Genomic DNA, 11,940 nt, shown 5'->3' on the forward strand with positions numbered 1-11,940 from the left:
GCATCTGTCGCCCAAGGTGCGTCAGTTTGTGGATTTTCTGGTGGAGGGTATGGTGCGTTGAAAGGCGCTGAAACCTGCTTTTGTAGGAGCCCCTCTTGAGGGGCGAAGCGGAATGGGAGGGAGACAGGTTCTTCTGGAAAGGTCTGTCGAGTTCAGGAAGGCCTGATCGCCCTGCGGGCAATTTCCGCGCAAGCGCGGTTCGCCCCTCAAGAGGAGCTCCTACAGCAACTAAAATGGAGTGGATATGTATACGGGAAGTTGTCTCTGCGGCGGTGTTACCTTTGAAATTGCCGGTGAGCTGGCGCCGATTCAGGTGTGCCACTGCCAGCAGTGTCGCAAGGCTCAGGGCACGGCGCTGGTGACCAATATTCCGGTGGAGAGTGGCAAGTTGCACTGGGTCAGTGGTGAAGCGTTATTGAAAAGCTATGAATCTTCGCCGGGCAAGCAGCGGGTGTTCTGCCGGGAGTGCGGTTCGCCGATTTACAGTTGTCATGAGAGCAAACCTGGCGTGGTACGGATTCGGGCAGGGCTGTTGAATGAGCCGCTGGCCACGCGGCCCGCATTTCATATCTATACGGAGTCGGCCAGTAACTGGTGGGCCATCAACGATGACTTGCCGCAGTACCCTGAAGGTGCTGAATAAAAAATGCCGGGCCATCGCCCGGCATTTTTAGCTACGCCATCTGTGCTTTCAGTGCCTCGATTTCGTGGGCGTCGCCGTTGCGTGCCACGAAGGCCTGCCAGCTATCGGCGGCCTGGCTCTTGAGCACCTTGGCCACCCGCGGCAGCTCCGCATCAGGCAAATGGCCGAACAGGCCCAGCAGGCTGCTGTCGTGGGCTTGGGCCAGCGCCTGGCCCAGTGCCTCGGGCTGGCGCTCGGTGAGCACATCCACGGCCGGTGTCAGGTGTTCCTGATCCAGCAGCGGCAACAGGGTGAGCAATTCATCCCAGCTGCTTTCACTGGCCACGGTGGTGATCAGGCTTTCCATGACAGGGGCTTCGCGCAGCTTGGGCACATTCACCACCATCTGCTGATGCTGGTTGTCCATGGCGTTCACTGCCTGTAGCAGGTTGGTCCACAGGCACTGTTCGCTGGCCACTTCAATAATGTGGCTGATGACGGTTTCGCCCTGTTCGGCCACCAGGTTGCCCATCTGGCCACGCAGTTCGGTGTTCAGGTGTTCGTTCAGGGACAGTACTGCCGGCCACAGTTCATGGTCGGTGGCGGCTTTCAGGGTGGCCCGTTGCTGCGCTTCGCTGAGCAGTGCCCGCACGGTGTCCAGCTTGCTCTTATCTGCCAGGTACAGGGCAATCTTTACCATGGCTTCGCCGTCTTCGATGCTGCTGGTGACGGCTTGCAGGGCGGAGGGCTGAATCACGGCGACAAAGCGGGCCAGAGTGATGTGCTCGCCCATGGCCAGCAGAGTCTTCGCCACGGAAGCGACAATCTTGTCGGGCATGGCGGCCAGCAGATCCCGGGAGTACTTGGGTTCAAGATGGATGCAGAGCTTGGCCAGAAAATCTTCCGGCAGCTTGTCGGCCAGCTTGATGGCGCGCTCCGGGGGCAGCTCGGAGGCAATGCCGGCGGCGAGTACGGAACCGAGTACGGTGGTTGCCAGTTTGGCGCTGGCACCGGTGGGTACCAGTTTGCTGATGCCGGCCAGGCGCTGATAGCTGTCCTGATGCTGTTCGTAGAAAAAACCGGATATGGCACTGCGGAAGGAGGCCAGGGTGTCGAGATTCTGACCGTCGAGGAAAGCCAGATCGCTTTCCTGGTTTTCCAGCAAGCGGCTGAGTTTGAGCAGTTCGGCCTGAGTTTCAATATGCATGTCTGTCTCCTTAACCGAACAGCATTTTTTTCACCGGGCGGCGGAAGGGCCCGGGCACGACGTTAAGTGCATTGTTCATCGCTTTTTCGACTCTGGCGTCTTTGGTTTCCAGAGCCGCAAGGACGGCATCGGCCAGTTTGCCGGCCTGGTCGGCGGGCAGGGACTCGATAAAGGCCAGCGCATCCGCTGGCAGCCCCTTGTTCTTCAAGGTACTGATGGAATCAGACATGGTTCCTCCTTTGATACAGCGGCCCGGAGCACGCTCCGGGTCGCCCTGAATACAGGCTGTCTGGCGCAGCCTGCCTATGGCTGGCGCTACTATGCCAGCATTGGAGGAGGATGGGTGTTGCCGAAAAGCCGTTGCCGGGCGGCGCTCAAGAAAGCGCGGTGACGATGGTTCAGCCCGGCTCGCTGCTGCTAAAGCCCAGATTGACCGCGCCTGACCCCGGATTCCGGCCGCAGGCCAGGCTCAGGCGAAGTCCATATGGTCGGAGATAAAGCCCACGCTAATGGCGCCGGGGCCGATATTGACGCCGCCGGTGAGCCCCATATGGCTGATCAGCAGATCCACCTGGTGCTCTTCCGTGGTGGCTTTCAGTTTGCTGAAGCCGGGCATTTGATAAACCGCATCCGGATCCCCGGCGTAACTGACGCAGACGATGGGGGTCAGCAGGCCCTGTTCCACGCAGGCGCAGGCGTGGGTGAACATTTTCTCAACAGCGGTTTCGAAGCCGCGTACCTTGGCCACCGGGAAAGTCTGGTCCTGGCGGGCGCAGAGGATGGGTTTGATATCCAGCGCCGAGCCCATCAGTGCGCCAACAAAACCCACGCTCTTGTCGCCTTTCTTGCGGGCTCGTTTGTGTACGTAGTAGAGATCGGGAACCACAGCGTAACCCGAGGTTTTCGGGGTCAGATCGCTGATGCGCTGGCGGATGTCGCCGACTTTCATGCCGGCATTGATAAGTCGCATGGTTTCTGCCGCCAGTACCCCCTGGCCGGCAAACAGCGTCTGGCTGTCACTGACCCGGATGCGAAAGGGACCTTCCCGGCCGGCGGCTTCGCGGTATTTCCTGTAGTCACCGAGGATGGCATGGGCCGCTTCGGTGGCATTTTCGAAGATTGGGCTGCGGCTTTTCGGTACCGTCTGCACCAGGGCGTAGTCGAATTCGCCCACCGCCTGTTCCAGGAACAGGGTACGGATCTGGTCCACCGTGGGGGGCGCAGTTTCCGCATCGTGGTTCTTGTCCACTTCGTGGCGGGCGTAAAATTCGCGGGCCCGTTGCGGGTCGCGGTCGTCCACGAAAATTTCCTTGCCGATGCGGATGGGTACCGGCATTACCAGGATGTTGTTAGCGTCAATAAAGTCCTTGGGCAGATCACAACCCGAGTCCACAACCAGACCGATTCTCATTGTTATGCTTCCTGTGGGAAGTGTGAGAACCAGTCTAGTACCGCCGTTCCGTTACTGGCGTCTTTTTGCGTATGGGATTGGTTAGGGGCTGTTACAGGGCGCCAGGGGTTCAGGTGACGTGCTACTGAATATTGCCGCCCACCTGGATCACCTTAAGAGTGTTGGTGCCGCCGTGGGCATCGTTGTAGTTGCCCTTGGTGATCAGTACCCGGTCGCCCTCCTGCACCACGCCCATTTCTTCCAGGATCACCACCGCACGGCGGTTCACTTCATCGCTGGCAATGGCATGGCTGTCAAAGGGGATGGCGCGCACGCCACGCAGGATAGCCACCCGGCGCTGGCTGCTGGGATAGGGCGTGAAGGCATAGATGGGGATGCCGGAGCGCAACCGGGACATCAGCCGCGGGGTGTTGCCGCTTTCGGTCATGGCAATGATGGCGGTGACCTTGCTGAGACGGTTGGCAGCCTGCATGGCGGCCATGGCAATCACTTCATCGATGTTGTCGGTATTGTCGTTGATGGGACGGTCAGTGCGCCTTTCCTGCCAGGTACGCTCTGCGCCAAGAATGATGCGGTCCATGGCCTGTACGGTTTCCACCGGATATTCGCCGACCGCGGTTTCCGCTGACAGCATCACCGCGTCGGTGCCATCCAGTACCGCATTGGCCACATCGGAGACTTCCGCACGGGTGGGTTGCGGGCTATGGATCATGGATTCCATCATCTGTGTGGCGGTGATGACGAAGCGGTTGAGGGCCCGTGCCCGGCGAATAATATGTTTCTGCACCCCCACCAGTTCGGCGTCGCCGATCTCCACCGCCAGGTCGCCGCGCGCCACCATGACGCCGTCGGAGGCTTCGATGATGGCATCCAGGGTGGCATCATCCGCCACCGCTTCGGCTCGCTCAATCTTGGCAATGATGCCGCCTTCGCCACCGGCCTGCCGGTAGCGGCGGCGGGCTTCTTCCACGTCTTCGGCGTCGCGGGGAAAGGACAAGGCGAGAAAATCCACTTCCATGTCGGCGGCGGTGACGATGTCGGCCAGATCCTTGTCGGTGAGAGCCCGGGCGCTGAGGCCGCCGCCCTTGCGGTTTACCCCCTTGTGATCAGACAGCTCGCCGCCCACCAGCACGGTGCAGTCCACCCGGGTGCCGGTGATAGCGGTGACTTTCAGCTCGAGCAGGCCGTCGTTAAGCAGTAGCACATCGCCAGGCTGGCAATCGTTCGGGAGGGGTGGGTAACTCACTCCCACCTGTTGGTCGTTGCCGGCATCGTCTGCCAGGGCAGTATCCAGGGCAAAGGGTTGCCCGGCCTTTAGCAGGATGGGGCCACCGGGAAAACTGCCGATGCGGATTTTCGGCCCCTGCAGGTCTGCCAGAATCGCCACATGTTCGCCGCACAGCTCCGCACAGTGGCGAATGGTTTGCGCGGTTTGTCGGTGAGTATCGGCGTTGCCGTGGGAAAAGTTTAGGCGGAACACATTGACGCCGGCCCGGATCAGGGCATCGAGTCGAGACTCGGACGACGACGCAGGGCCAACGGTGGCGACAATCTTGGTACGGCGCAGGGGGGAGCGGGACATTCGAAGCATTTCCATCAGCTGATTTTTCGTCAGCATACCATGGTGATCTGGCGGAGGGATGACAGTGTGCCGGCAGTGAGCAGACAAAAAATACCCCCGCGAAGGCGGGGGTAAGAGGGGATGGTGGTGCTGGTGAAGATCAATGCAGCATGGCAAAGGAGCAGGACTGGGCTTCGCTCAGACGGAGAAAATCGCCCATGCCCATCTTGATCACTTCCGTGTGGGTACCGGCATTAAAGGCCAGCCAGTCTTCGCTGATCATGGTGTCGTCCACATACACCTTCATGTTGTAGAGGTTGCCGAAGGGTGGCTCGCCACCAGGTTCGCAAAGCGGGAAGCGATCCTTGAATTCCTCCTCCGGGGCCAGCCGGACGCTTTCGGCATTCAGGGCCTGGCGCAGCCGTTCCGGATCCAGGTATTGATCCGATGGCAGCACAGCCATGGCCAGCTCGCCGTCCACATCCACGATCACCGTCTTGGCCATGTGGCGTCCGGGAATATGGCTGAACTGGGCCACCTCGGAAGCGGTAATAGCTGGTGGGTGGTTATAGCAATGGTAGTTCACATTGTTGTTGTCGAGAAAATCAGCCAGTGCGCGGGCAGGCATGATAGACCTCCTCCCGGAGATGGTAAGCCGGGATTAGGGAGCTGCCAGAAGGGCAGTTTATGACTGGCTCCAGGCCAGCTCCGTGAATGTTCATATTCAAGCTTAGGGAGGAGGAAGCGGGTGGGGAAATACGGTTATGCGCTAAGGGAAATAGCGGAAAAGCATAATAGTTAACAGTGAATAGTTAACAGTTAATAGCGAAAAGAAAGAACCAAGAGATTGACAGGATAGGCGGCTAAGGCAGCCTATCCTGTTCACTGTTCACTGTTCACTGTTCACTGTTCACTGTTCACTGTTCACTGCTTCTCACAGCCCCAGGTTATCCAGAATTCGCAGATTCGGGCCGGCTTGGTTCATGGTGTAGAAATGCAGGCCCGGTGCGCCCATGGCCAGCAGGCGTTCGCACAACCGGGTGACTACTTCCTCGCCGAAGGCTTTTACTGCGGCATCGTCATCCTTGATGTCGTTGAGCTTGCTGTGCAGCCAGCGGGGAATGTCGGCGCCGCAGGTGCTGGAGAAGCGCACCAGGTTGGCCACGTTGAGAATCGGCATGATGCCCGGGTAGACCGGGGCGTCGCAGCCGATTTTCTGCAGCGCGTCCAGGTAGTAGCCATAGGCGTCAGCGTTGTAGAAGTACTGGGTCAGGCCGCTGTTGGCGCCGGCGTCAACCTTGCGCTTGAAGTGGGCGATGTCGTCTTCGAAGCTGCGCGCCTGGGGATGCATTTCCGGGTAGGCGGCGACTTCCAGGGTGAAATGATCGCCGGTTTCCTCGCGGATCAGTTGTACCAGTTCGTCGGCGTACTTGATCTCGCTCTGGGCATAGCCCATGCCGGAGGGCAGGTCGCCACGCAGGGCCACGATGCGGGTCACGCCGGCATCCTTGTAACCGTTCACCAGCTCCAGAATTTCGTCGCGACTCTGGCCGATGCAGCTCAGATGTGGAGCCGTATCGCCATGTTGATCGCGCAACTGGTTGACCATGTCGCGGGTGTTGTCACGGGTGGAGCCGCCGGCACCAAAGGTGCAGGAAAAAAACTCCGGCTTTTTTGCCAGCAGTTTCTGCTGGGTAGCCAGCAGCTTTTCTTTCCCCGCATCGGTTTTCGGCGGGAAAAATTCAAAACTGATTCTTTTGCTCATTTGGCGGTGCCTTTTCGATCAAAAGCAGTGTCACCACAGAGACACAGAGGTGCCAGAGTTAAAACCCATACATGGATTGTGCGGTTTTTCCCTCAGTATTCTCTGTGTCCTCTGTGGTTGATCGCTTTTAGTACTTGTAGTGCTCTGGCTTGTACGGGCCTTTCACGTCCACGCCGATGTAGTCTGCCTGCTCTTTGGTCAGCTTGGTGATCACGCCACCGAAGCCCTGCACCATATAGCGGGCCACTTCTTCGTCCAGGTGCTTGGGCAGTACTTCCACCTTGAGCATTTTTTCCTTCACGGTGTCAGAGTGCTTGGCGTAGCCCTGGTCGAACAGGTACATCTGCGCCAGTACCTGGTTGGCGAAAGAACCATCCATGATGCGGCTGGGGTGGCCGGTGGCGTTGCCCAGGTTCACCAGGCGACCCTCGGAGAGCAGCAGCAGGAAATCGCCCTCGGCCTTGTCGCGCCATACCTTGTGCACCTGCGGCTTCACTTCTTCCCATTCCCAGGTCTTGCGCATGAAGGCGGTGTCCACTTCGTTGTCGAAGTGGCCGATGTTGCAGACCACGGCGCCTTTCTTCAGGGCCTTGAGCATGTTGGCGTCACAGACGTTGAAGTTGCCGGTGGTGGTGACCAGCAGGTCGGTGGTGCCCAGCAGTTCCTTGTTGATGGAGGCTTCGCTGCCGTCGTTGACGCCGTCCTTGAACTGGCTGACCACTTCGTAGCCGTCCATGCAGGCCTGCATGGCACAGATCGGGTCCGCTTCGGTGACCTTCACGATCATGCCTTCCTGGCGCAAGGACTGGGCAGAACCCTTGCCCACATCACCATAACCGATGACCAGCGCTTTCTTGCCGGACAGCAGATGGTCGGTGCCGCGCTTGATGGCGTCATTGAGAGAATGGCGACAACCGTACTTGTTGTCGTTCTTGCTCTTGGTGACGGAGTCGTTCACGTTCACTGCCGGCACTTTCAGGGTGCCCTTGTTCAGCATCTCGTAAAGACGGTGCACACCGGTGGTGGTTTCTTCGGTGATGCCGTGGATGTTGTCGAGCATCTGCGGATAGGTCTCGTGGATGTAGCCGGTCAGATCGCCGCCGTCATCCAGGATCATGTTGGCTTCCCACAGCTCGCCATTACCGTCGCGACAGGTCTGCTCAATGCACCACATGTACTCTTCTTCGGTTTCGCCTTTCCAGGCGAATACCGGTACGCCGGCGGCAGCGATGGCGGCAGCGGCGTGGTCCTGGGTGGAGAAAATGTTGCAGCTGGACCAGCGTACTTCAGCGCCCAGCGCGACCAGGGTTTCGATCAGCACCGCAGTCTGAATGGTCATGTGGATACAGCCGATGATCTTGGCGCCTTTCAGCGGCTGTTCGGCCCGGTACTTTTCGCGGATGGTGATCAGTGCCGGCATTTCGGTTTCGGCAATATGAATCTCGGAGCGACCGTAGGCGGCCTGGGAAATATCGGCGACTTTAAAGTCGGTAAAGGTGTCCGCTTTTGCGTTCATGGTGTTCTCCATTCGTTTTTGACGAATGGGCGCCGTTGTTCCTTATGTGTCTGCCCTGCGAGCCTCGCGGTCATGCCGCTGCAGCGCCCCTCACAGGGCAGACGTTATCGGGACTTTGCCGGCGCCGTTCGAGAGACGGCGCCAGCAGCGATGCCGTGGTTAAAGCGCCTTGGCCAGATCAGCCGCCTTGTCGGTTTTCTCCCAGCTGAAGCCTTCGCGGCCGAAGTGGCCGTAGCTGGCGGTGGGCCGGTAGATCGGCTTGCGCAGGTCGAGCATTTCGATGATGCCGCGCGGGCGCAGGTCGAAGTGCTCGCGGACCAGGTCGACGATAGCGTTGTCGCTGATCTTGCCGGTGCCGAACGTGTTGACGGAGATGGAAGTGGGCTCGGCCACGCCAATGGCATAGCTCACCTGGATCTCGCACTTGCTGGCCAGGCCGGCGGCAACGATGTTCTTGGCCACATAGCGGCCAGCGTAGGCTGCGGAGCGGTCTACCTTGGATGGGTCCTTGCCGGAGAAGGCGCCGCCACCATGACGAGCCATGCCGCCATAGGTGTCCACGATGATCTTGCGACCGGTCAGGCCGCAGTCACCCATGGGGCCGCCGATCACGAAAATCCCGGTGGGGTTCACGTGGTACAGGGTGTCCTTGTGCAGCCACTCTTCTGGCAGTACCGGCTTGATGATTTCTTCCATCACCGCTTCACGCAGATCCGCCAGCTTGATTTCCGGCGCGTGCTGGGTGGACAGCACCACCGCATCCACGGCCACCGGCTTGCCGTTGTCGTAGCGCAAGGTGACCTGACTTTTCGCATCCGGGCGCAGCCACGGCAGTGTGCCGTTCTTGCGCAACTCTGCCTGACGCTCCACCAGACGGTGGGAGTAATAAATCGGCGCCGGCATCAGGGTGTCGGTCTCGTCGGTGGCAAAGCCGAACATCAGGCCCTGGTCACCCGCGCCCATTTCCTTGTCCTCGGCCTCGTCCACACCGATCGCAATATCCGCGGACTGTTTGCCGATGCCGTTGAGTACCGCACAGCTGGCGCCGTCGAAACCCTTGTCGGAGCTGTCGTAGCCGATATCCAGAATGACCTGGCGAACGATGTCCTCCAGTTCCACATAGGTGCTGGTACGGACTTCACCGGCGACGATGGCCATACCGGTTTTCACCATGGTTTCCACCGCCACCCGTGCATGGGGGTCATCCTTGATGATGGCATCCAGAACGGCGTCCGAGATCTGATCGGCCATTTTATCCGGGTGGCCTTCGGATACAGACTCGGAGGTAAAGATGGAATATTCACTCATTACTGGAGTGCTCCCTTTGGTTAACGCTTCACGCTGCATGCATCACGCCACAACGCAGAAAAATTCTTAGTTTCGAGTTTCGAAGTGCAAAAACCTGAAAGGCTGGGTCTTTGACGTTCGAAACTCGTTTCTCGCAACTCGCGAATGGCTTTCCTGAAACGACCGGCGGCACTCGTGCCTCGCAGCCTCTCGCTTGCTATTTACAGTTCTTCCTGAATGTTCTTACCTGCACCTGAAAACCATTGCGCAGTGCCAGAAACTGGCTTTCCTGCAATTCAAGACCGGCGCGGCCGGCCCAGTCCACCAGATCGGCTTCTTCAAAGCCAAGCCAGAAATCACCACAGGCCTCGTGGGCCCAGTGCTGATCATGCCGACACAGGTCGGTGATCAGCAGGGTGCCGCCTTCGTTCAACTGTCGTGCCGCTGCGCCGATGGCGCTGGCGGGGGCGGGCAGATGATGCAGCACCATGTTCAGCACCACGGCATCCACCGTGGGCAGGGTGGAGGCATTGGCCGGCCACTCACCCAGTATCAGTTGTACATTTTGCCGCTTGGCGACGGCCAGGCTTCGGGCCCGCTCCAGCATGGCCTCGGCATTGTCCAGGCCCAGCACCCTATCGAAACGGGCGGCCAGCTCGAGCAGGAACTGGCCATCCCCGGGGCCGATTTCCAGGGCGCTCTTGCTGTCTGGGCCCTCCGGGCAGGCCCGGGTCAGCAGCTCCAGGGCCTGCTCTGCGTACTGGTCGTAGTCGGCAATCAGTTCCTGCTGGTCGTCCAGTTCTGCATGGCGGGCAAAAAAGGCCCGGCTTTGCGCCGCCCGCTGGCTTTGTACCTGTTCCAGCCGCTCGGCAACCCGGACATCCAGGTGGCCATCATCCAGCTCATCCAGCAAGGCGCCGTGAAGCGCGCCCTCCACGCTGTCCGCCTGGGGCAGGCGCCGGCGGTAGAAGATCGAGTTGCCTTCCCGTCGCTTCTCTACCAGCCCGCCTTGGGCCAGCACCTTCAGGTGATGGCTCATGCCGGACTGTTTCATGGCCATGATGTCGCACAGCTCCAGCACCCCGAAGCTGTTCTGGCCCAGCACCTGCAGCACCTGCAGACGTAACGGGTCGCCAGCGGCCTTGAGGAAGCCCGCCAGATGATCGGTGATCTCCGGTGCGTCGGGTGCTTGTGCATTCATAGGGGGGAATTCTAGCGTAACGAACAGCTAAATCAAAATAAATTGATATAGATTTTTGCAGGCACCCCCAAGTGCGTCAGGCTGGCGATTGATGATGTGGGCAGAGATATGTCGCCCGTGCCGTCATGGCCGCCTTTCAGTGGTGCTCGGGTTGCCTTCTGGCTTGCAGCTTGCGGCTTGTAGCTATTACCCCCATGAGGGACAATAGCGCCCCTTTTCAGCCACCAGCCAGTTTGGAGCCCTGCATGTCCAGTGCCCCCGCCCGCCGTGAACTCGCCAACGCTATCCGTGCCCTGAGCATGGATGCGGTACAGAAAGCCAATTCCGGGCACCCCGGTGCGCCCATGGGAATGGCCGATATCGCCGAGGTACTCTGGCGCGGCTTCCTCAAGCACAACCCGCAGGATCCCACCTGGCCCGACCGGGATCGCTTCGTGCTGTCCAATGGTCACGGTTCCATGCTGCTTTACAGCCTGCTGCACCTCAGCGGCTACGGCGTCAGCCTGGACGACATCAAGAATTTCCGTCAGCTGGGCAGCCCCACCGCCGGCCACCCGGAATATGGCGACGCTCCGGGCATCGAAACCACCACCGGTCCGCTGGGCCAGGGTATTGCCAATGCGGTGGGCATGGCGCTGGCGGAAAAAATGCTGGCTGGCCAGTTCAACCGTGAAGGCCATGCCATCGTCGACCATTACACCTATTGCTTCCTGGGTGATGGCTGCATGATGGAAGGCATCTCCCACGAAGCCAGTTCCCTGGCCGGCACCTTGGGCCTGGGCAAGCTGGTGGCTTTCTATGACGACAACGGTATTTCCATCGATGGTGAAGTGGAAGGCTGGTTTACCGATGACACGGTAGAGCGGTTCCGGGCCTACGGTTGGCAGGTGATCCCCAATGTGGATGGCCACAACCCGGAAGAAGTGCAGGTGGCCATCGAGAATGCCCGCGCCAATACCACCCAGCCGACCCTGATCTGCTGCAAGACCATCATCGGTTTCGGCAGCCCCAATAAGCAGGGCAAGGAAGAATCCCACGGCGCAGCCCTGGGCGAGGACGAAATTGCCCTGACCCGGGAATCCCTGGGCTGGAAGCACGGCTCCTTCGAGATTCCCGCTGAGATCAAGCGGGCCTGGGATGGTAGCGAGAAAGGCGCCGCCGCCCAGAGCGACTGGCAGCAGCGCTTTGATGCTTACAAGGCCGCTTACCCGGAGCTGGCGGCGGACTTCCTGCGCCGCCAGGCCGGTGAGCTCCCGGAGAACTTCCTGGAACAGGCGGATGCCTATATCCGTGAGTGCCAGTAAAAGGGTGACAAGGTCGCCACCCGCAAGGCCAGCCAGAACACCCTGTATGCCTTCGGCCCGCTGCTG

Annotated in this window: 10 protein-coding genes, 1 pseudogene and 1 riboswitch; of the genes and pseudogenes, 2 read left to right on the forward strand and 9 right to left on the reverse strand. The window is 59.8% G+C overall.

Features of this window, described 5'->3' with window-relative positions:
- Positions 1 to 244: 244 nt before the first annotated feature.
- A complete protein-coding gene (locus ACFE0K_RS00065; protein ID WP_434534117.1) occupies positions 245 to 643 on the forward strand; it encodes a GFA family protein in 399 nt (132 codons plus the stop codon).
- Between the two features lie 31 nt (positions 644 to 674).
- Here ACFE0K_RS00065 and ACFE0K_RS00070 read toward each other — a convergent pair whose 3' ends face one another.
- From ACFE0K_RS00070 to ACFE0K_RS00110, 9 genes are all read right to left on the reverse strand, one after another.
- Positions 675 to 1,829: a hypothetical protein gene (locus ACFE0K_RS00070; RefSeq protein WP_434534118.1), complete on the reverse strand. Its 1,155-nt coding sequence runs from the start codon at positions 1,827 to 1,829 to the stop codon at positions 675 to 677.
- A 10-nt stretch (positions 1,830 to 1,839) separates the two neighbouring features.
- Positions 1,840 to 2,058 carry a hypothetical protein gene (locus tag ACFE0K_RS00075; protein ID WP_297765589.1) on the reverse strand — a complete coding sequence of 73 codons (219 nt, stop codon included), beginning with the start codon at positions 2,056 to 2,058 and terminating at the stop codon, positions 1,840 to 1,842.
- A 240-nt stretch (positions 2,059 to 2,298) separates the two neighbouring features.
- Positions 2,299 to 3,240, reverse strand: coding sequence for a DegV family protein (locus tag ACFE0K_RS00080; protein WP_434534119.1), 942 nt, complete (start codon positions 3,238 to 3,240; stop codon positions 2,299 to 2,301).
- 121 nt (positions 3,241 to 3,361) lie between these two features.
- A complete protein-coding gene (pyk, locus tag ACFE0K_RS00085) occupies positions 3,362 to 4,822 on the reverse strand; it encodes a pyruvate kinase (protein ID WP_434534120.1) in 1,461 nt (486 codons plus the stop codon).
- A 139-nt stretch (positions 4,823 to 4,961) separates the two neighbouring features.
- Complete coding sequence (locus ACFE0K_RS00090; protein ID WP_434534121.1) at positions 4,962 to 5,429, reverse strand: aminoacyl-tRNA deacylase; 468 nt, start codon at positions 5,427 to 5,429, stop codon at positions 4,962 to 4,964.
- Between the two features lie 306 nt (positions 5,430 to 5,735).
- Complete coding sequence (gene metF, locus ACFE0K_RS00095; protein WP_434534122.1) at positions 5,736 to 6,566, reverse strand: methylenetetrahydrofolate reductase [NAD(P)H]; 831 nt, start codon at positions 6,564 to 6,566, stop codon at positions 5,736 to 5,738.
- 127 nt (positions 6,567 to 6,693) lie between these two features.
- Positions 6,694 to 8,082: an adenosylhomocysteinase gene (gene ahcY, locus ACFE0K_RS00100; protein WP_434534123.1), complete on the reverse strand. Its 1,389-nt coding sequence runs from the start codon at positions 8,080 to 8,082 to the stop codon at positions 6,694 to 6,696.
- Between the two features lie 20 nt (positions 8,083 to 8,102).
- Positions 8,103 to 8,180: riboswitch (S-adenosyl-L-homocysteine riboswitch) on the reverse strand.
- Between the two features lie 61 nt (positions 8,181 to 8,241).
- A complete protein-coding gene (gene metK, locus ACFE0K_RS00105; protein WP_272962534.1) occupies positions 8,242 to 9,390 on the reverse strand; it encodes a methionine adenosyltransferase in 1,149 nt (382 codons plus the stop codon).
- Positions 9,391 to 9,586: 196 nt separating this feature from the next.
- Complete coding sequence (locus ACFE0K_RS00110) at positions 9,587 to 10,570, reverse strand: ArsR/SmtB family transcription factor (RefSeq protein WP_434534124.1); 984 nt, start codon at positions 10,568 to 10,570, stop codon at positions 9,587 to 9,589.
- 245 nt (positions 10,571 to 10,815) lie between these two features.
- Here ACFE0K_RS00110 and ACFE0K_RS00115 point away from each other — a divergent pair.
- Positions 10,816 to 11,940 (forward strand): annotated as a pseudogene (locus ACFE0K_RS00115) (transketolase family protein); the annotation flags it as partial.

Origin of the sequence: Alcanivorax sp. (assembly GCF_051117345.1) — a bacterium.
In the GTDB taxonomy this organism is placed as follows: domain Bacteria; phylum Pseudomonadota; class Gammaproteobacteria; order Pseudomonadales; family Alcanivoracaceae; genus Alcanivorax.

What these genes read in the sequence shown, in the direction of transcription:
- ACFE0K_RS00065 (WP_434534117.1), top strand. Translation starts at nt 245, where the DNA reads ATGTATACGGGAAGTTGTCTCTGCGGCGGTGTTACCTTTGAAATTGCC.
- ACFE0K_RS00070 (WP_434534118.1), bottom strand. Translation starts at nt 1,829, where the DNA reads ATGCATATTGAAACTCAGGCCGAACTGCTCAAACTCAGCCGCTTGCTG.
- ACFE0K_RS00075 (WP_297765589.1), bottom strand. Translation starts at nt 2,058, where the DNA reads ATGTCTGATTCCATCAGTACCTTGAAGAACAAGGGGCTGCCAGCGGAT.
- ACFE0K_RS00080 (WP_434534119.1), bottom strand. Translation starts at nt 3,240, where the DNA reads ATGAGAATCGGTCTGGTTGTGGACTCGGGTTGTGATCTGCCCAAGGAC.
- pyk (WP_434534120.1), bottom strand. Translation starts at nt 4,822, where the DNA reads ATGTCCCGCTCCCCCCTGCGCCGTACCAAGATTGTCGCCACCGTTGGC.
- ACFE0K_RS00090 (WP_434534121.1), bottom strand. Translation starts at nt 5,429, where the DNA reads ATGCCTGCCCGCGCACTGGCTGATTTTCTCGACAACAACAATGTGAAC.
- metF (WP_434534122.1), bottom strand. Translation starts at nt 6,566, where the DNA reads ATGAGCAAAAGAATCAGTTTTGAATTTTTCCCGCCGAAAACCGATGCG.
- ahcY (WP_434534123.1), bottom strand. Translation starts at nt 8,082, where the DNA reads ATGAACGCAAAAGCGGACACCTTTACCGACTTTAAAGTCGCCGATATT.
- metK (WP_272962534.1), bottom strand. Translation starts at nt 9,390, where the DNA reads ATGAGTGAATATTCCATCTTTACCTCCGAGTCTGTATCCGAAGGCCAC.
- ACFE0K_RS00110 (WP_434534124.1), bottom strand. Translation starts at nt 10,570, where the DNA reads ATGAATGCACAAGCACCCGACGCACCGGAGATCACCGATCATCTGGCG.